Here is a 16,971-nt window from a genome sequence, read left to right on the forward strand (position 1 = left end):
CGGTGGTCTGGTGGTGGCAGCGGGCGTCGCCCTGTTGGCCCGCATCCCGTCGAGCAAGCGAACAACCTCTGACCCGGTGCCCTAAACCCTGACCATCCCCGCTCGTCGGGGCACACCGCTTGGCCGTCGCGCTGGCGGGGCGGTCCCACTGCGGGTTTCGCCGCTGCGGGTGCCGGTGGTCTGGTGGTGGCAGCGGGCGTCGCCCTGTTGGCCCGCATCCCGTCGAGCGAGCGAACGATCCCGGACCCGGGGCCTCAACCCTGACCACCCCGCTCGCCGGGGCACACCGCTCAGCCGCTGCGCCGGTGGTCTGCCAGCGCGAGTCCTCGCAAGCGGGCGGCCCCACCGCAGGTTTCGCCGCCGCGGGCGCCGGTGGCCTGGCGGTGGCAGCGGGCATCGCCCTGCTGGCCCGAACCCCGTCGTGCAGGCGAACGATCTCGGACCCGGTGCCTCAACCCTGACTACCCCGCTCGTCGGGCCACACCGCTCGGCCGCCGCGCTGGTGGTCTGCGTGCTCCCTGCCAGCGCGAGTTCGCGCAAGCGGGCAGTCCCACCGCGGGCGTCGCCCTGCTCGCCCGAACCCCGTCGTGCAGGCGAACGACCCCCGACCCGGGGCCCAACCCTGGCCACCCCCGCTCGCCGGGGCACACCGCTCAGCCGCCGCGCTGCTCCCTGCCAGCGCGAGTGCGCGCGAGCGGGGCGGCCCCGCGGAGCCGCCCCGCCCACCACGTCAGTCCGTGCGGCACCAGTGGGTCACGTAGGCCGAGGCCTGCGCCGCCAGCCAGGCGTCCAGCAGGTCCACGTTCACCGAGCGCGACAGCCGGTGCTGCTTCGCCCGCCGCACGTCCACCACCAACGGCACCGCGCCCGGCAGCAGGTCGAGCATGCACCGGTCGAGCACGCGCAAGGCGGCGTTCGCGGCGTCGCGGGCCAGCGGCGCCTCCTTGAGGTACAGCAGGACCGCGTGCTCCACCCCCGCCCGGTCGCGGAACCCCAGGTGCGGGCGCACCGCGACAGCGAGGCTGCCGAAACGCAGGACCGACTCGCCCACCGGGACCGGGGTCGCTCGTGCTGACTCCCACCAGCGGGAGAAGCCCGCTGCCACCTCGTCGAAGGCGCGGGCTTGGCCGTTCAACTCGGCCGACTCGGTCGCCGCGGCCAGCGGCGCGGCCGGGTCGGCCGCGGTGAGCGAGGCGGTGATGGCCTCGGTGATCGGGCGGTAGAACGCGTGCGCGTAGTGCTCGGCGTCGGCCTGGCGGGCGTGCTGGTCGACGACGATCCCATTGCGGCCGCGCCGGTCGGCGGCGGCGTACTCGGCGAACGACGGGGCGGGGACGGTGATCGTCCCCAGATCGGTGGCGTCCGGTTCTGCGCTGGCCAAGACAGTGCTGCCCATGCGGTCCTCCCTGGCTCGTCTTCCCAAGGTGAATTCTACCGCCGGGGTATGACACATGTGTTCGACTGAGCGGGTTGAAATCGCGATCAGGCCATATTTCTCAGCGCGCGGAGAGTTCGCTGTGCAATTTCAGGACGCGGTCGCCCCCGTCCTGTTCCAGCACGTACGCCGGGTTGTCCGGCGAACCCTTCCTGGTGATCTCCGTGCCCTTGATCTTCCTGGTCACGGGCTCCTCGTGCGACGAGACGACCTTGGCCTCGCCCTGGCCGGAGCCCCACTTCCAGGTCACCCACTGGCCCTTACGGTATTTGCTCATGGCAATTCCTCCCTGTCTTCGGGCCGCGAGTACCCCGAACAGCGCTGCGGCATTCCGCTGCTGGCGCGGACAGTCTTTGTGGGTGAGCCCCGCGACCACGACAGCGGCGGGCGACGGGGAGGCGCGCGGCCTGGCAGGATCGACGGTGTGACCAACGACAACCAGCCAGCAACCCACCCGGCCGCCGCGGTCCCGGACCGCCTTTTCGACGACGCCGCGGCCGAGGCCCGCTGGCGGGCGCGCTTCCACGCCGCCCGGGTCACCCTGCCCGACTGGGCCTGGCAGGCCCCCGACCGCACCGTGTACGCGTCCAACGCCAGCGGCGTCTGGGAGATCTACGCCTGGGACCGGTCCACCGACACCCACCGCCAGGTCACCGACCGCCCCAACGGCACCCTCAACGCCACCGTCGCCCCCGACGGCGACCACATCTGGTGGTTCAACGACACCGACGGCGACGAGTTCGGCACCTGGGTGCGCGAGCCCTTCGCGGGCCGCCCCGCCGACGAGCCGCCCGCCCCCGCCGTCCCCGGCGCCAAGGCCGGCTACCCCGCGGGCCTCGACATCGGCGACACCGTCGTCGCCGCGGGCGTGGCCGACGACGACGGCACCACGATCTACCTGTCCCGCGACGGCGCCGAGGCCGAGGTCGTCTACCGCAGCGAGCACGACGGCGGCGTCGCCGCGCTGTCGTTCGACGAGACCCTGCTGGCCATCTCCCACTCGGAGCACGGCGACAACCGCCACCCCGCCCTGCGCGTGCTCTCGGTCGCCGACGGCTCGGTCGTCGCGGAGAAGTGGGACGGCGAGGGCAAGGGCCTCGACGCCGTGGCCTTCAGCCCGGTCGAGGGCGACCAGCGCCTCCTGGTCGTGCACGAGCGCCGCGGCCGCGAGGAACTGCTCATCTGGGACGTCGCCGAGGACACCGAGACCGAGTTGACGTTCGACCTCCCCGGCGAGGTCTCCGCGGGCTGGTACACCAACGGCGCCGCCCTGCTGGTCGTGCACACCCACGAGGCCAGGAACACCCTGCACCGCTACGACATCGCGAGCGGTCAACTGTCAACTTTGGACACCCAGCCCGGCGTCATCGGCTCCGCCCACACCCGCCCGGACCACACCGTCGAGTACTCCTGGTCCAACGCCGCCTCCCCCGCCGCCGTCCGCGCACTGCACTCCGACGGCTCGGGCCGCGTCCTCCTCGAGGCCCCGGGGGAGAAGGCCCCGGAGTCGTCGCCACTGGTGGACGCCTTCGTCGAGTACGAGAACGGCCGCGTGCACGCCCTCGTCGCTCGTCCGGCGGATGCCCCTGACGGTCCACTCCCGACAGTCTTCGCCCTGCACGGCGGCCCGCACGCCGCGGACGAGGACCGCTTCTCGGCCTACCGCGCGCTCTGGCTCGACGCGGGATTCGCCGTGGTGCACGTGAACTACCGGGGCTCAACCGGCTACGGGTCGGCTTGGCGGGACGCGATCGAGGGCCGCCCCGGCCTGACCGAGCTGGAAGACGTCGCCGCGGTCCACGAGTGGGCGGTCTCCTCGGGCCTGGCCAACCCCGCGCAGTGCGTCGTCAACGGCGCTTCCTGGGGCGGATACCTGTCACTGCTGGCGTTGGGCACCCAGCCCGACCTGTGGGCGGCGGGCGTCGCCGGGGTGCCGGTAGCGGACTACTTCGCCGCCTACGAAGACGAGATGGAACCCCTGCGCGCCTTCGACCGCGCCCTGTTCGGCGGCAGCCCCGCAGAGGTGCCCGACCGGTACACCGCCTGCTCCCCCCTGACCTACGTGGACAAGGTCAAGGTCCCGGTCCTGGTACTGGCGGGCGAGAACGACCCCCGCTGCCCCATCCGCCAGATCGACAACTACCTGGACCGCCTGGCAGCCCAGGGAACCACCTACGAGATGTACCGCTACGACGCAGGCCACGGGTCGCTAGTGGTCGCCGAGACCATCAAGCAGTCAGTGATCGAAGTCCACTTCGCCCAGCGAGCGCTGGGCCTGCGCTGAGTCGTCCCTAAAGAAGGGCCTGCCCTTCGGAGCCGCGAATTGTTTAACTCCGGGGGAGTGGCGTCAAGGGCGCCGCGCGTCGGCTTCGCCGATGGCCTGCGGCCACCCTTGACCCCACTCCCCCAGAGCTAACTGCGGCCAGGACTGAGTCCAGGCCAAAAACTGACACCCCCACCCCCACCCCCACCCCCACCCCGCCCACAAGTCCTACGCACCAACTCCTGCGCTAGGCGAGTGCCGCTGGCGCCAGCCGTCCCGCCGCCCCAGCAAAGCCCGCAGGGCGAGCAACCAGCTCTCAACCCTGCTGGTATCCCCAAACCACTCGGCTCGCCAACGCAAGGAGCCAGCACCGTGGGGGTCCGGGGGGTCGCCCCCCGGGTACAACAAAAGGACGATCCCAGCTCGCGCTTTCCGCGAGCAGGGATCGCCCAATCGTTCGTCGGGGTGACAGGATTTGAACCTGCGACCTCTTCGTCCCGAACGCGGTTGCCTTGTAGTCAACCGTGCCACCTGGTCACTCTGAGCTGGCGGGTTTTCCGGTCTAGGACTACCTCTAGGTGATGTGTGCCAGACCGTTCGCTGACTTCATGCTGACGACGGACCCGCTCCGCGACTTGTCATGGATCGTGGTTGGCTTTGGTCTCTCAGCAAGACTAAGGCATGGGTCGACTTGGCTGCCCTGTGTCTCGCGCGGCAGCGGCTGCTACTCCGCGCGTGCTTGCGGACACCGCGCGCGGATGCGCTCAACTGGTCATAATTGTTATGGAGTTGTATCAATTAAGGGTTGACATCTGCTCATCTGGGTGGGAGGAGGGGCTTTCGGTCTCACCTCATGCAACACTGCGGCGGCACGGCTAACCATCACTCAAGAGGCGAGGCGCAGGTGGATCGGGGCGATGTTGAGGAGTTTCACTACATCACACCCGTGGAGAATCTGACATCCGTTCTCACCTACGGCTTGCAAAGTCATGAGCGAGCAAAGGCGTATCAACACGTCTCGGTAGCGAGCGAGTCGGTCCAGGGCTTGCGCGCACCCAAACACATCCCCGGCCAAGGAAGGACTATTCACGATTACGTGAACCTGTACTTTCATTGCCGGAATTCGATGATGTTCTTCCTGATGAGAAATGACAAGCGCAGGCTAGTTGTGGTTCGAGTTAGGCCATCCATTCTGGATCTTCCAGGCGCAATTATCGCTGATGGTAATGCAGCGTCACATGCAACAAGATTCATGCCAGTTGGAGCGGGTCTAAGGTCGCTCGACAAAGATCGTGTGTACGCGCGATCTTGGGATCATCCAGATTCTTTCGTTAAAACTGAACTGAAGCGACAAAGATCGGCAGAGTTGCTGGTCCCAGATCAGATTGCCGTGTCTTACATAACAGGTTATTATGTATACAAACAACAGCAAATCGACTACTGTTCCAATCTAGCGCCCAACTGGCCCTGCGAGGTGAATGCTGATGTCTTCTTCGAGTAATAAGCAGGCTAACGTTACCCTCGCAAAGGGTAATATTTTGAACTCGAAAGCTCATGCGATTGTGAACACAGTCAATTGCGTGGGTGTTATGGGCAAGGGGGTCGCGCTGCTCTTCAAGCGCAAGTACCCCGAGATGTTCAAAGATTACGTGAGAAAGTGCGACCGTAAAGAGGTTGCGCTAGGTGCTCCGTATCCTTACTTCGAGGAAGATCACGTTATTGTCAACTTTCCCACTAAGCAGCACTGGAGGTCAGTAAGTCGATTGCAGGATATTGAGGATGGATTAATCTATCTGCGAGATCATATCGCCTCGTGGGGCATTAAGTCCATAGCTCTTCCGCCTCTTGGGTGTGGGAATGGGCAGTTGGACTGGAATGTAGTTCGCCCAGTCCTCCTCAAGCACTTGGAATCCTTCCCCGTAAAGGTGGAACTCTACGTACCCCTTGACGTCGAGCTCGACGACGATCAGCTGAGTTTCGACAACCTTCCCAATGCTAATTCGACTGCAAAGACGTCGCCTAGAATTGCCCCATCAATGCTTGCGTTGGTCGAAATTCTGAACGTGGTGGAGCAAGATTCGTACCATTGGCCAGTGGGTCGCGTGATGTTTCAAAAATTGGCCTATTTTGCAACGGTGGCGGGTATACCGACTCATCTAACGTATAAAGCTGGAAGTTACGGCCCCTTCGCTGAAGAGCTCAATAAGTCTGTTGCTGTCTTGCAAAATAACGGATTGGTTCGCGAACAGCCGCGGGGAAAACGAATTGAAGTGTCAGTGGGGGACAGCTACAGGGCGTCGAGGGACGCATTGCTAGAGGATCTTGAGCCTGGCTGGCACGAAACGATATATCGCGTTGCTGACCTAGTTGCACGCTTCGATACGACTCAAGCCGAGGTTGCTGCAACAGTCCATTACTCGGCGAAGGCGCTCGCTAATCGGCACGCTCGAACCCCCTTTGCGCGAGAAGTAATTGATGCGGTTGAGAAATGGAAGATTCGCAGGCAGCCGCCACTACGTCGGGACGATATCGGCCGTTCAATTGTGAGCCTTGCGACACAGGGATGGATTTCCGTCGTGGCCGATGAGTCGGTCGAGCTTTACCTCGACGAGGTTAATGAGTTCTGCTAGGACATCCCACCGCAGAACTTGGTAGTGCCATTCTTCCCCTAGGAGGGGGCTTCCTGCCTCGCCGCCGTCTGGGCGTTTTCAATCAGTCTGGTTACCAGGGCGCAGCCCTCGACGGACACCGGCGGCCGACCGTGCCGGGCTCTGCGCCCTGGTAACCAGACTGATAGCCCGGGCTTAGACGGGGGCGAGGCAGGCAGCCACCGACGAACCGGCGGCCGAACGCCTGACCCTGCCTCGCTGCTGGCCTGCCCGCCTGGCGAAGGCAATCTTTTGTCGGTAGACCTGCCCGATCCGGTTCCCGCAGCTCCCCCCGCCCCGGTGCGGTGCTCGGCGGCTTGGTCCCTGTGACTTCCCCTCGTGCTGCTCTCCTGGTTGGCGGCCTGGTGCTCGTTGTGGCACGCCTCGCCGGTCGGTGCCCCCGCGGGGACCGGCCGCGTGCGGCCGCACGCCCCGCGGGGGATTGCGCCGACCGGGGAGAGCGCAGCGTGCCAGCGGGCCGCCGCAGGCGGGCCGCCTTGATGAAGAGAAGAAACTTTGAACACAACTATGGACGGCCCTTCCACCAGGCTGAACCTTCGGCGGAGTCCTTTGCGGCTGGCCCTACGGAGAGTGGGGGGACGTCAGCGCCACCGCCGGTGATGGACAGTCCTATTGCTCGGATTGCGCGGACGCGGTCCAGTGCGATCTGACGGCCATCTCGGCTGCGTTCTCGCCACTGCGCGCTTTTGTGGGTCTGTCGGTCATGGATTCGGTACAGCCAGGTGGTGGTTTTTTCGTTCATGCCTGCTGTGCATTCGGATAGCGCGCTGAACATGATTATGTCGTCATCGACAGGGCTTCCACCCCAGCCGCCGAATGCTCGAACCATTTGAGTGCGCATCAGAAGTCCCGCGCAATGAATTGGCCAGTTTCCGTCATGTTTAATGGCCCAGTCGTTCACGGCCCCGGGCTCTACTTTTCCAAATGGTAGGGCGCTTTCGTAGTTGCGACGTTCGCCGTTAGATAGGAGGTCGTCCGCTTGTCCGACCACCCAATGCGTATTCTCGTCTTCAAAATGGGGAAGCAGGGTCTCTAGCGCACCTGGGAGTAGGATGTCATCGTGATCGAGCATCTGGACCACGTCACCGGTTGCTCTGGTCAAGGCCAGGTTTCGCGTAGCAGCAATGCCGGTATGAGCTTTGTTGCTAGTGTACTTGGCAAAGGGGACATCTATGAGCATTCCCTCTACGCCTGGCTTTTCGCCGTCCTCTTGGACAAGCCATTCCACATCCCACCCCGATGGAAGTGTTTGCTGTTCGACACTCCTAATCGTTTCGTGGAAGTAGGCTGATAGAGGCGCGTATGCGGCAGTTATGATGGACAGTTTGCGGCGGATCATCAGCGTTCCCATCGTTCGAGTTGAGAATGGAACGTTAGCATAGTTCTGTCTGCGGGATACTGGGCATCAGATACTTCGACTACGCGATCTGTTGTGTCAATTGAAACTCGTCGCACCCAGATGATGGGGGTTCCGTCCGACAGGTTCCATGCTTGTGATTCAACTGTTGTCGGCATGGCGGCGGTCACATGGTCGATTACCCTGTCGACTTCCACCCCCACTGTGTATAGCTGATGCATCGTGCCGCCTGCCCAAGCTTTTTTTCGCGGGTCAGGATCGGCTATGTCGGGGTTTTGCTTGGTGAATTCTGCCAATAGCCAAGATGTCGACCATGCAGCGAGTGTGCCATTTTTCTTGTCTTTATGTGTAAATTCCCTCCTAAAAAGCTCGGAACCTTCCGGTATGCCGAAAGCGTCTGCTAGGCCAAGGTCTGCTGGAACAAATGAGTAAGACGCCTCGAAGTGCAGCTTATCCAACGAAGAATTGAGATCATCCTCGGCAAGTCCTCGGCTTCTACGCACTTCTTCGCTCGCAAGTACAAGATCCTTCTCGAACTGGTGACGGTCGTTGCTTCGCTCTACCCGTGCAGGAGCGGCGCGAACGAGGGGGGCTTTGCCTCGTCCGCCCGTTACGAGTCCTTGTGTCTTGAGCAACGCCACAGCGGACCGAGCTGTCGTGCTGGAGCAGTGGTAGGTGGTCATCAGCTCAACCATGGTCGGTATGGAGTCGCCTTCTCGCAGGTCACCAGACTCGATGCGGATGCGGATGTCGTCTGCGATCCGTAGCGCTACGGGTTGGCGGGCCTCGGTCCTCTGGGGGTTCATACCCCCATCGTAGTGCATGTTTGCGGGTTTGCGCGCAAACCACTTGCGTGGTGCCCAGCACCCGTGTAGCTTCGATCAGGACAGCAAGTTTGCGCGCAAACACGCAAACGCACTAACTTGGAGGATGGCCATGTTGCGGAACCTGCCGGTCCTGTTGGACGGGTACAAGCTGATGGTGACCGAGGACCCGATGCTGAAGGTGTACGAGAAGGACGGCAAGCAGGTGATGGCGACGGACAGCGAGGGTGCGTCGTTGTACACGGTCACGCTGTTCGTGAAGCCTCCGGCGGACTCTTCGGGTCGGATCGGCAAGGGCATGGAGGTCAAGGTGACCTTGGAGACCGACCCGGGCGAGGTGGCGGAGGGATCCCGTGTGGAGTTGGTGAACCCCCGGATCTCGCAGTGGGAGATCGAGGGTCGGGCCGGGGTTTCGTGGAGGGCGACCGGGGTCAAGCCCGCCAGCCCGCAGCGTGCCGTGTCGGCCGCGTAGCTGATCTTCCGGGGTGCTGGCACCCCGTTGTTTCACCGCCTTGGAGTCCCGGTTAACGAGAGTTCCGGTGTGATTCCTCGATAAGCATTGCTGTTTGAGAATTCCATAGTGAGCCGATCCATGTCTTTTTCCGGTCGCTGAGGCCGGACAGGTTCGGTTGCCCCTGGGTGCTTGACGGGGGCTTCCGTGCCTGGTCACGACAGTGAAAGGAGGTGGGTGTGGGTGTTCGTGTCTGCGAGGGGGTGATGTACGCGGATTCGGGGCAGACGGCGCGGGAGTCACCGGATGGGTGGTTGGTGTCGTTTCTGCCGGATCGCTACTTCTCGCGGAATGCGGCGGTGACGGCGTTGAACCTGGCCGAGCTGATCGCCTCGGGTGGGCACGGCGACCGAACCCGGTTGCGGCTGGCCGAGTCGTGGTTGGACGAGTTGGGACTTGGTTGGGAGGACGTGCGCTGCCTTCATCGGTGGCGTGGGTTCGTCGAGGACAACACTGAAAGGTAGGTGGGCTTGTGGCTGAGAAGAAGCCGGAGGCGCAGGAGAAGTACCTCGCGCTGGTGTCGGCGATGGACGCGGTTCAGGAGGGTCTGGACGGGTTGACCCGTCTGATCAAGAGCTACTCGCCGCCGCAGACGAACTGGCGGACGAAGTCCAAGCGGGAGTTGCAGGGGCTGCGCACCAACGCGCAGAACAAGTTGGATGACCTGCGGCAGATCGCGAAGAACTACGAGGCCGAGATGGTCGCGAAGGAGTGGAGGCTCTGATGTCGCACCAGGTGGAGAACACGCTGGCCGAGATGGACGCGGCGATGAACAAGCTCAAGGCCGCGTATGAGGACATCAAGATCCGACGGGAGTTCTTCGGCGTGCACCACAAGGTCCTGACGACGGCGGTGGCGCGGTTGACGGTCGAGGTGGCCGACAGCCAGGCGGGGTTCGAGTTCGGCTGATCGACCCTGGCGGGTCCGGGGACAACTGAACACGGTTAGACGGCATGGCGACCGGCCTCGTGCACCCCTTGGTGGTGTGTGGGGCCGGTCGCCGTTTCTCACCCCTTTCGGAAGGGAGGACGGCAGATGAGCAAGCAGAGCAAGCGTCACCCCGGGGCGGAGTTCCGGGCGGCGGCGTGGTTGGTGCGGCACCCGGGGTGGTCGGGGGTGCCGGTGGCGTTGTCGACGTCGGCGGCGACGTTGGGTGTGGACGGGACCGCAGGGGTCGGGGGCGCGGTGCTGGGCGCGGGTTTGGTGGCGTGCGGGGGTTGGTATCGGGGTCACCCGGACACGTGGGACCGGTTCGCGGCCCCGGTGTGGCGGGCGTGGCGGCGGCGCTGGTGGACCTATGTGGGGTGGCGGTGGCGGGACGCGGTCGAGGACTGCGGGTTGACCACCACCAACGCCCGGACCGGGCAGGTGCGACGTCCTCGGGTGATCCGGGTCCGCTCCTGGTCCCCGTCCACGGACGTGATCACGGTGCGGATGGTCCCCGGTCAGGCGCTCTCGACCTGGGAGCAGCGGTTGCCGGAGCTGACGGAGTCGCTGCGCGCGGTCCGGCTCGGGGTGTCGAAGGTCAAGCCGCGGGTCATCGCCCTGGTGGTGCAGCGCTCCGAGCCGTTCACCGACCTGATCCCGGCCCCGGCCATGGCCGCGATCGTCGGCGATGTCGACGTGTCGGCGGTCTACCTCGGCGAGACCGAGCACGGCCAAGACCTGACGGTGGACCTGTTGGGACAGCACGTGTTCATCGCGGGTGCCACCGGGGCGGGGAAGAACTCACTTGTCGCGTCGATGCTGCGGGTGATCGCCCCGTTGGTGCGGGACGGGTTGGTCCGGCTGTGGATTGCGGACCCCAAGAAAAGCGAGTTCGCCGCGCTGGAATCGATCGCGTACCGCTTCGCCACCGACACCGAGAAGGTCGACGAGGCCGGGGTGTACTCGATCGCGGACATGATCAAGCAGTTCCGGGCGGAGATGGAGGCCCGGCAGGCGGCGTTGGGAAAAGCCAAGAAGCGCAAGTTCACCATGTCGGCCGAGACCCCGTTGGACCTGCTGATCCTCGACGAGTTGGGCGCGATCACCGCCTACGGCGACATCGCCCGGGTGGTGCGCCGCGACCTGGCGGTGATCGCCACCCAGGGGCGTGCTTCGGGGCACCGCATGTGGGGGTTGGTGCAGGAGCCCTCCAAAGACGTTGTCCCGATCCGGGACCTGTTCACCTTCCGGGTCTGCCTGCGGGTCACCTCGGCCGCCCAGGTGGACATGGTCCTGGGGGAGAACGCCCGTGCCCGTGGGGCCCTGGCCGACGAGATCCCCAACATCGACGAGACCGCCGGGATCGGGTTCGTCATCGAGCCCCGTTCCCGCACCCCGGTTCGGGTCCGGGCCGCGTTCGTCTCCGACGCCGAGTTGACCGAGTTCGTCGAGTTCGTTTCCCACGGCCCCGACCTGGGGCCCTCACTGAGGGTGGTTGCCTGATGATCACGATTGTTCGCGTGGCTGTGGCCGCGCTGCTGCTGGTGCCGACCGCCGGGCAGATCGGCGGCGTGCCCGACGTGGGGGCGTGGGTGCTGTTCGCGGCCCTGGTGCTGACGGTCCTGTTCGGCACGACGCTGTTTCGCACCCGGACTGAGCGCGACGGCGGCGTGTGATGGCCGGGCTGGTGTTCTACACCGGGGTGCATCACCCGAATTGGTTGTGGGACTTGGAGTTTGACGCGTTCGTGTCCCACCGCCGCTTGGTGGGCCGGTCGTTGCGCGGTCTGCGCAAGGCCCGTCGCCGGTTCGCGATCGACTCGGGCGGGTTCACCGAGGTCAGCCAGTTCGGCGGGTGGCGCACCACCCCGGAGGACTACGTGACCTCGGTGCGTGCCTACACCGCCCGCCTGGGTCGCCCGGACTTCATCGCCCCGCAGGACTGGATGTGTGAGCCGTTCATCATCCGCCGCACCGGGCTGAGCGTGGCCGAGCACCAGCGCCGCACGGTGGCCAACTACCTGCGGTTGCGCGAGCTCGCACCGGACCTGCCGATCATCCCGGTCGTGCAGGGTTGGCAACTCGGCGACTACCTGCGCTGCGTGGACCTCTACGCCCGCGCCGGGGTCGACCTCGCTGACGCCCCCCTGGTGGGGTTGGGGTCGGTGTGCCGCCGCCAATCCACCGACGAGATAGCCCAGGTCGTCACCACCCTGGCCGCCGGGGGCCTGGGCCTGCACGGGTTCGGGGTCAAGACCGCCGGGCTCGCCCTCTACGGGGACCACCTGGTCTCGGCGGACTCCATGGCCTGGTCGTTCCGCGCCCGCCGCAGCCCCGCCCTACCCGGGTGCGTGACTCACCGCAACTGCGCCAACTGCCCGCGCTATGCCGCCCAGTGGCGCGACAACGTCCTGACCGGTCTGCGCCACCGCCAGACCCGCCCCTGGCAGATGTCCTTCCTGGACCTGCCCAACCAAGGAGTTGCCCGATGACCGCGATCCTGCCCGCCCCCGGGTCCCTGGGCTCCGCCCTGGACCTGGTCGACCTGCTCGACACCTGCGACACCTGCACCGGTACCGGCCTGGTGGCCGTCCCGCGCGGGGTCGAGGGCTGCACGGTGTGCCTCGGGGCTGGGCTGGCCCGTGTGTGCGGCGACTGCCTCGGCCCCGGCCACACCTGCGGCGGCTTGCCGTGCGACACCTGCGACGGTGCCGGGCAGGTGGCCTGATGCCGCAGGACAGCATCATCGTGGGCGGGCAGCGGGTGGCCGTCGAGTACGCGCACTCGCTGCTGTCCTACGCCGGGGCCGGGCGACTGTTCAGCGACCACCACACGGCCTGGGCCGAGACGGAGAGCGGGTTGCTGCGCCGCTACTTCGCGCACGCCTGCGAGGTGGCCCGACTGCTGCGCCAGACGGGGAACCTGGTTCTGGACCACTCCGGCCTGATGACCCGGCTGTCCGAGGACGGGGAGCGGGCACAGGTCGTGCCCGTCGCGCTGAGCCGGTCCGGGCGCGACCTGCTCGATGCCCTCGACGTCGACTCGCTGGGCTGACCGCCCCGGCACCAGCACTTCATCGCACATCCCTGATCAATTCTGACCATTGTGGAAGGTGACCTAATGTCGTTGTGGCGCATCGGTTTCAAGATCTGGTCAACCCTCAAGATCGCCAGGGTGGTGGTGTTCGGCGCGGTCGCCGCGCTGGTGGCCCTGCTGCTCACCGGCCCCGGCCCGGTGTTCTGGGTGGTGGTCGGCTCCACGGTCCTGGTCGGCGCGGGAGCCTGGTCGGTGCTCGCCGAGTTGGAACAGCGCGAGACCGGCGGCAAGCCCACCCCGGACAAGGCCCGCAAGTGAGCGTGTGGAGCCCGGTCGACACCGCCGAAAAGGACCTGGTGCTGAGGTTGCTCGACCTCGCCCATCACGACGGGGTGGTGCTGACCCATACCGACACCGTGTTCATGCGAGACGAACACCGGCGGTGCTGGCGGCGGGCCACCCCCGACGAGACCGACGCCGTGGTGGTCCTGCACGGCGGCCACGAGCTGTGGGCCGACGACAGCTACTTCCCGGTCAGCGACGAGGGCAGCGCCGAGTACCACCAGGCCACCCCGGTGTACCCGACTGTGTCGGGCCGCTACCTCGCCGAGCACCTGCGGGGATGCACCCCCGCCAACCAGACCGACCAGACCACGCTGTGGTGACAGGAGCCGACATGACCACCGAAACCGAGCTGATCCCGATCGGGGTCGGCATCACCCGCCGCGTGCTCGAATGCGCCGAGCGCGGTCGCCTCTACTGGGTAACCGCCGAAGCGTTGGAGGGCCCGGAGTTCGTCGACTACCCGCCGCTGCCCTCGGTCGAGCACTGGTGCGCGACCTACCTCGCCGAGACCGGCGAACTCGTCGCAGACGACCCCGGGTGGCTGTGCCCGGAAGGCGTCACCCCCTACCGGCTCTCCGAGACCGGCAAGACCCTGCTCGCCGACCTGCGCGGGCAGTAACCGCCCACCACCCCTCGTTGACGGGAGCACCCGATGCGACGGACCACCCCCACCAACATCCACCAGGTCGACCTGTTCGACCCCGACACCCCCGCACCACCCGCACCGGAGCCCACGCCCATCCCGCGCCGACGTCGACCACCCCGCACCCCGAACCCGAAGGCCGCGCAGGAAATCCTCGACTTCGCCACCACCGGCCGTCTGGGCGTCCTCGACGACAGCGACCGCATCGTGGCCATCAACCGCGACGACGACCGCGCCCGCGAAGTCCCCGACTCCGACACCGTCCACGCGCTGATCGCCTCCGGCTACCTCGAACCCGGCCCCAACCGCGACGTCGTCGACGCCCGATGGGGCATCACCCGAAAGCCCGTGACCCCGCTGCGGCTGACCAAGACCGGTCGGGCCCTGCTCGGCCGCTGGGCCGCGCTCAAACCCATTTGATCCCCCTGGGAGGAACCATGTCCACCAAGGACAGCAGGAAGGAGGGCAACACCGCTGCGGTGCGCCGCCTCGGTCACGACCTGGCCGAGGCCCGCCGCCTGGCACCGCTGATGGCTGACCCGCTGCTCAACGCCATCCGGGTCGAGCGGCTGCGCGCCAGCATCACCCGCTGGCTGTGGATGTTCCTGGTCTGCGGCCTCGGGTACACCACCCCCGGCGTCCAGGAGTTCCTCGCCGTGGGCCGGACCATGGCGGACCCGACCTGGTGGGCGGCGTGGCTGGTCGAACCGGCGTTCGGCGGCATCCTGGTCACCCTGCTGCGCTGGGAAGCCGAGATGCTCGCCCGGGGCGTGGAGATCACCGCCCGCGCCGCGACCATCCTCAAACGAACCCTGCTCACCGCCACGCTGTTCATGAACGTCTACCCCACCATCCATCGCCCCGAGGGCGAACCGTTCTCCCTCGGTTCGATGTTCGTGCACGCGGTGATCCCGCTGATCGTGTTCTTCCTGGCCGAGGTCATGCCCGTGGTCCAGCAGACCTGCGCCGCCGCCAAACACCCACCGGCAGCCCCGGCACCGGCCGTCGACCCCGTGGTCGAGGTGGGCATCGACGACACCCCCGCCGCCTCGACCGAGCCCCCGGCACCGGCACCACCGTTGATCGAGGCAGCCCCGCCCCCGTCGCCGACGACACCTGTTCCGAGGCTGCCTCCGGCTGTCCTGGCCACCATCCGCCAGCGCTTGGCCGCCGCCCGCGCCGAGGGCCGGGCACCCACCACAGCGGACGTGACCGGGGTGGTCGACCTCCCCGCCGACACCGCCGCCCGGCTCCTGGCCGACCTGGCCGCCTGAACCACCCACCGGGGTCGGCCACGCCCGCACACCGCGACGTGGCCGACCCCTGCCACACCCCGACCACTCCGAAGGGAGCTGACACCTGTGCTGACCCTGGAAGACCGCATCACCGACCGCATCCGCTCGGCGGGCTACCGCGACTGGCGGGCCAAGGTCGAGGCCATCGGCGGGTGCGCCAAGCCCGTGCACCTGACCGGGGGCTACCACCTGGTCGACACCACCACCAACCGCGTCATCCACCGCCACCGCGGCGATGTCCTCATGCCCTGCAACAACCGCCGCGAGTCGGTGTGCCCGACCTGCTCGTCCCGCTACGCCGCTGACGCCTTCCACCTCGTGCGCGCGGGCCTGTCCGGTGGCCACAAGGGCGTCCCCGCAGAAGTCACCACCCACCCGAGGGCGTTCGTCACCCTCACCGCCCCCAGCTTCGGACCGGTCCACAACCGGGTGCTGACCGCGTCGGGCAAGACCCGCCGCTGCCCGTGCGGAGAGACCCACCACGAAGCCGACACCCGACTCGGCGCACCGGTCGACCCCGAGGCATACGACTACACCGGGTCGGTGCTCTGGCAGGCCAACACCGGCAAGCTGTGGTCGGTCTTCACCCGCCGCCTGGTCCGCGCCGTGGCCGACCTGGCCGGGATCAGAGTCCGCGACTTCCGCGATCACGCCCGCGTCTCCTACGGCAAGGTCGCCGAGTACCAGCGTCGCGGCCTGGTTCACTTCCACGCCGTGGTCCGCATCGACGGCCCAGACGGCCCCGACAAGCGCCCACCCTCCTGGGCGACCCGCGACCTGCTCGACGCGGCCGTGCGCGTCGCCGCGTCCCTGACCGAGGTCAACACTGCCCGCCCTGACGGGGCCGTCCTGGTGCTGCGGTGGGGAAAGCAGGTCGACGTGCGCCCCGTCGTCGCCGAGGACGTCGAGGACACCGAAGGGCAGATCAGCGAGGCCAAGCTCGCCGGGTACGTGGCCAAGTACGCCACCAAGGGCACCGGCAAGTCCGAGGCCGCAGACCGCCCGATCCGCTCCCAACTCGACATCGACCTGCTACGGGTCACCCCGCACCACCGCCGCATCATCCAAACCGCCTGGGACCTGGGCGAGCTGGCCCAGTACGACGACCTCAAGCTGCGCCGCTGGGCACACATGCTCGCCTTCCGTGGCCACTTCCTCACCAAGTCCCGCGCCTACTCCACCACCTTCAAAGCCATCCGGGGCGACCGCCGCGAACACCGCCGCCGCGAGTCGCTGACCGCCGCAGACCTCGACCCCGACATCACCTTGCTGGTCGGGGACTGGACCTTCACCGGCACCGGCTACGCCAACGACGCCGAGAGCGAGCTCGCCGCAGGCATCGCCGAACGCACCCACCACGACCGCGCACGCAAGCACCGGAAGGACACACCATGACCGACACCCCCGTCGACCTCGACCGCGACGTGCCCCCGTGGGTCGACCTCACCGCCCTGGCCCAGATCCTCACCCACGCCTACAACGGGCTCCTTCTCTCCTCGGGCGGGGAGGGACCCAAGGCCCTCGACGGTGCCCACAAGACCGACCTGTCCCGAAGCCAGCAGGAGGCCCTCAACTTCGCCCGCGACAACGGCCACGTCCACGACGGCACCTACCACCGCCTCACCGGGACCGGCTACGCCCTGTTCAACGAGTTGAAGGAGTGGTGA

At 66.7% G+C, this 16,971-nt stretch carries 23 protein-coding genes; 19 read left to right on the forward strand and 4 right to left on the reverse strand.

What is annotated here, in order from left to right:
• Positions 1-730: 730 nt before the first annotated feature.
• Together GCL84_RS09240 and GCL84_RS09245 are read right to left on the reverse strand one after the other, a co-directional pair.
• On the reverse strand, positions 731-1,396 hold the full coding sequence (locus GCL84_RS09240) for a hypothetical protein (RefSeq protein WP_156754985.1): 666 nt from the start codon (positions 1,394-1,396) through the stop codon (positions 731-733).
• A gap of 100 nt (positions 1,397-1,496) precedes the next feature.
• Positions 1,497-1,712, reverse strand: coding sequence for a hypervirulence associated TUDOR domain-containing protein (locus GCL84_RS09245; protein WP_156754986.1), 216 nt, complete (start codon positions 1,710-1,712; stop codon positions 1,497-1,499).
• Between the two features lie 147 nt (positions 1,713-1,859).
• Between GCL84_RS09245 and GCL84_RS09250 the strand changes: the two genes are divergently transcribed.
• From GCL84_RS09250 to darG, 3 genes are all read left to right on the forward strand, one after another.
• Positions 1,860-3,719: a S9 family peptidase gene (locus tag GCL84_RS09250; RefSeq protein WP_156754987.1), complete on the forward strand. Its 1,860-nt coding sequence runs from the start codon at positions 1,860-1,862 to the stop codon at positions 3,717-3,719.
• Between the two features lie 832 nt (positions 3,720-4,551).
• Complete coding sequence (locus tag GCL84_RS30940) at positions 4,552-5,199, forward strand: DUF4433 domain-containing protein (protein ID WP_156754988.1); 648 nt, start codon at positions 4,552-4,554, stop codon at positions 5,197-5,199.
• The gene (gene darG / locus GCL84_RS09260) at positions 5,183-6,328 is read left to right on the forward strand and encodes a type II toxin-antitoxin system antitoxin DNA ADP-ribosyl glycohydrolase DarG (protein WP_197523124.1); all 1,146 of its coding nucleotides are present in this window, start codon (positions 5,183-5,185) and stop codon (positions 6,326-6,328) included. Before GCL84_RS30940 ends, darG begins: the two co-directional genes overlap by 17 nt.
• Before the next feature lie 544 nt (positions 6,329-6,872).
• Here darG and GCL84_RS09265 read toward each other — a convergent pair.
• Both GCL84_RS09265 and GCL84_RS09270 read right to left on the reverse strand, forming a co-directional pair.
• Positions 6,873-7,718, reverse strand: a complete 846-nt coding sequence (locus tag GCL84_RS09265; protein WP_235926110.1) for a glycosyltransferase family 2 protein — start codon at positions 7,716-7,718, stop codon at positions 6,873-6,875.
• Entirely contained in the window at positions 7,706-8,530 is an 825-nt protein-coding gene (locus GCL84_RS09270) for a GntR family transcriptional regulator (RefSeq protein ID WP_235926111.1), read from the reverse strand. The genes GCL84_RS09265 and GCL84_RS09270 overlap by 13 nt, the downstream gene beginning before the upstream one ends.
• 130 nt (positions 8,531-8,660) lie before the next feature.
• Between GCL84_RS09270 and GCL84_RS09275 the strand changes: the two genes are divergently transcribed.
• The 16 genes from GCL84_RS09275 (at position 8,661) to GCL84_RS09350 (ending at position 16,971) form a co-directional block, all read left to right on the forward strand.
• Entirely contained in the window at positions 8,661-9,020 is a 360-nt protein-coding gene (locus GCL84_RS09275) for a hypothetical protein (protein ID WP_197523125.1), read from the forward strand.
• A gap of 218 nt (positions 9,021-9,238) precedes the next feature.
• Positions 9,239-9,523, forward strand: coding sequence for a hypothetical protein (locus GCL84_RS09280; protein WP_156754991.1), 285 nt, complete (start codon positions 9,239-9,241; stop codon positions 9,521-9,523).
• 8 nt (positions 9,524-9,531) lie between these two features.
• Positions 9,532-9,783 (forward strand): hypothetical protein, encoded by a 252-nt coding sequence (locus GCL84_RS09285; RefSeq protein ID WP_156754992.1) that lies wholly within the window; start codon positions 9,532-9,534, stop codon positions 9,781-9,783.
• Positions 9,783-9,968, forward strand: coding sequence for a hypothetical protein (locus GCL84_RS09290; RefSeq protein ID WP_156754993.1), 186 nt, complete (start codon positions 9,783-9,785; stop codon positions 9,966-9,968). Before GCL84_RS09285 ends, GCL84_RS09290 begins: the two co-directional genes overlap by 1 nt.
• A 126-nt stretch (positions 9,969-10,094) precedes the next feature.
• Positions 10,095-11,489, forward strand: a complete 1,395-nt coding sequence (locus GCL84_RS09295; protein WP_156754994.1) for an FtsK/SpoIIIE domain-containing protein — start codon at positions 10,095-10,097, stop codon at positions 11,487-11,489.
• Positions 11,489-11,662 carry a hypothetical protein gene (locus tag GCL84_RS09300; protein ID WP_156754995.1) on the forward strand — a complete coding sequence of 58 codons (174 nt, stop codon included), beginning with the start codon at positions 11,489-11,491 and terminating at the stop codon, positions 11,660-11,662. Before GCL84_RS09295 ends, GCL84_RS09300 begins: the two co-directional genes overlap by 1 nt.
• A complete protein-coding gene (locus GCL84_RS09305) occupies positions 11,662-12,477 on the forward strand; it encodes a deazapurine DNA modification protein DpdA family protein (protein WP_456236894.1) in 816 nt (271 codons plus the stop codon). Before GCL84_RS09300 ends, GCL84_RS09305 begins: the two co-directional genes overlap by 1 nt.
• A complete protein-coding gene (locus tag GCL84_RS09310; protein WP_156754996.1) occupies positions 12,474-12,713 on the forward strand; it encodes a hypothetical protein in 240 nt (79 codons plus the stop codon). Before GCL84_RS09305 ends, GCL84_RS09310 begins: the two co-directional genes overlap by 4 nt.
• Positions 12,713-13,039 (forward strand): hypothetical protein, encoded by a 327-nt coding sequence (locus tag GCL84_RS09315; RefSeq protein ID WP_156754997.1) that lies wholly within the window; start codon positions 12,713-12,715, stop codon positions 13,037-13,039. The genes GCL84_RS09310 and GCL84_RS09315 overlap by 1 nt, the downstream gene beginning before the upstream one ends.
• Positions 13,040-13,105: 66 nt before the next feature.
• A complete protein-coding gene (locus GCL84_RS09320; RefSeq protein ID WP_156754998.1) occupies positions 13,106-13,339 on the forward strand; it encodes a hypothetical protein in 234 nt (77 codons plus the stop codon).
• Positions 13,336-13,686: a hypothetical protein gene (locus GCL84_RS09325; protein ID WP_156754999.1), complete on the forward strand. Its 351-nt coding sequence runs from the start codon at positions 13,336-13,338 to the stop codon at positions 13,684-13,686. The genes GCL84_RS09320 and GCL84_RS09325 overlap by 4 nt, the downstream gene beginning before the upstream one ends.
• Before the next feature lie 11 nt (positions 13,687-13,697).
• Positions 13,698-13,985 (forward strand): hypothetical protein, encoded by a 288-nt coding sequence (locus tag GCL84_RS09330; RefSeq protein ID WP_156755000.1) that lies wholly within the window; start codon positions 13,698-13,700, stop codon positions 13,983-13,985.
• A 33-nt stretch (positions 13,986-14,018) separates the two neighbouring features.
• Positions 14,019-14,429, forward strand: coding sequence for a hypothetical protein (locus tag GCL84_RS09335; RefSeq protein WP_156755001.1), 411 nt, complete (start codon positions 14,019-14,021; stop codon positions 14,427-14,429).
• Positions 14,430-14,446: 17 nt separating this feature from the next.
• Complete coding sequence (locus tag GCL84_RS09340; RefSeq protein WP_156755002.1) at positions 14,447-15,283, forward strand: hypothetical protein; 837 nt, start codon at positions 14,447-14,449, stop codon at positions 15,281-15,283.
• 87 nt (positions 15,284-15,370) lie between these two features.
• Positions 15,371-16,699 carry a replication initiator gene (locus GCL84_RS09345; protein ID WP_156755003.1) on the forward strand — a complete coding sequence of 443 codons (1,329 nt, stop codon included), beginning with the start codon at positions 15,371-15,373 and terminating at the stop codon, positions 16,697-16,699.
• Positions 16,696-16,971 (forward strand): hypothetical protein, encoded by a 276-nt coding sequence (locus GCL84_RS09350; protein ID WP_156755004.1) that lies wholly within the window; start codon positions 16,696-16,698, stop codon positions 16,969-16,971. Before GCL84_RS09345 ends, GCL84_RS09350 begins: the two co-directional genes overlap by 4 nt.

The sequence above is a fragment of the Actinokineospora pegani genome (genome assembly GCF_009745975.1).
Classification (GTDB): Bacteria; Actinomycetota; Actinomycetes; order Mycobacteriales; family Pseudonocardiaceae; genus Actinokineospora; species Actinokineospora pegani.

Excerpts from the sequence above, each read along its gene's own strand:
- darG (WP_197523124.1), top strand. The coding sequence starts at position 5,183 with ATGTCTTCTTCGAGTAATAAGCAGGCTAACGTTACCCTCGCAAAGGGT.
- GCL84_RS09350 (WP_156755004.1), top strand. The coding sequence starts at position 16,696 with ATGACCGACACCCCCGTCGACCTCGACCGCGACGTGCCCCCGTGGGTC.
- GCL84_RS30940 (WP_156754988.1), top strand. The coding sequence starts at position 4,552 with ATGCAACACTGCGGCGGCACGGCTAACCATCACTCAAGAGGCGAGGCG.
- GCL84_RS09315 (WP_156754997.1), top strand. The coding sequence starts at position 12,713 with ATGCCGCAGGACAGCATCATCGTGGGCGGGCAGCGGGTGGCCGTCGAG.
- GCL84_RS09300 (WP_156754995.1), top strand. The coding sequence starts at position 11,489 with ATGATCACGATTGTTCGCGTGGCTGTGGCCGCGCTGCTGCTGGTGCCG.
- GCL84_RS09275 (WP_197523125.1), top strand. The coding sequence starts at position 8,661 with ATGTTGCGGAACCTGCCGGTCCTGTTGGACGGGTACAAGCTGATGGTG.
- GCL84_RS09240 (WP_156754985.1), bottom strand. The coding sequence starts at position 1,396 with ATGGGCAGCACTGTCTTGGCCAGCGCAGAACCGGACGCCACCGATCTG.
- GCL84_RS09295 (WP_156754994.1), top strand. The coding sequence starts at position 10,095 with ATGAGCAAGCAGAGCAAGCGTCACCCCGGGGCGGAGTTCCGGGCGGCG.
- GCL84_RS09320 (WP_156754998.1), top strand. The coding sequence starts at position 13,106 with ATGTCGTTGTGGCGCATCGGTTTCAAGATCTGGTCAACCCTCAAGATC.
- GCL84_RS09245 (WP_156754986.1), bottom strand. The coding sequence starts at position 1,712 with ATGAGCAAATACCGTAAGGGCCAGTGGGTGACCTGGAAGTGGGGCTCC.
- GCL84_RS09290 (WP_156754993.1), top strand. The coding sequence starts at position 9,783 with ATGTCGCACCAGGTGGAGAACACGCTGGCCGAGATGGACGCGGCGATG.
- GCL84_RS09270 (WP_235926111.1), bottom strand. The coding sequence starts at position 8,530 with ATGAACCCCCAGAGGACCGAGGCCCGCCAACCCGTAGCGCTACGGATC.
- GCL84_RS09305 (WP_456236894.1), top strand. The coding sequence starts at position 11,662 with ATGGCCGGGCTGGTGTTCTACACCGGGGTGCATCACCCGAATTGGTTG.
- GCL84_RS09335 (WP_156755001.1), top strand. The coding sequence starts at position 14,019 with ATGCGACGGACCACCCCCACCAACATCCACCAGGTCGACCTGTTCGAC.
- GCL84_RS09330 (WP_156755000.1), top strand. The coding sequence starts at position 13,698 with ATGACCACCGAAACCGAGCTGATCCCGATCGGGGTCGGCATCACCCGC.
- GCL84_RS09310 (WP_156754996.1), top strand. The coding sequence starts at position 12,474 with ATGACCGCGATCCTGCCCGCCCCCGGGTCCCTGGGCTCCGCCCTGGAC.
- GCL84_RS09265 (WP_235926110.1), bottom strand. The coding sequence starts at position 7,718 with ATGGGAACGCTGATGATCCGCCGCAAACTGTCCATCATAACTGCCGCA.
- GCL84_RS09340 (WP_156755002.1), top strand. The coding sequence starts at position 14,447 with ATGTCCACCAAGGACAGCAGGAAGGAGGGCAACACCGCTGCGGTGCGC.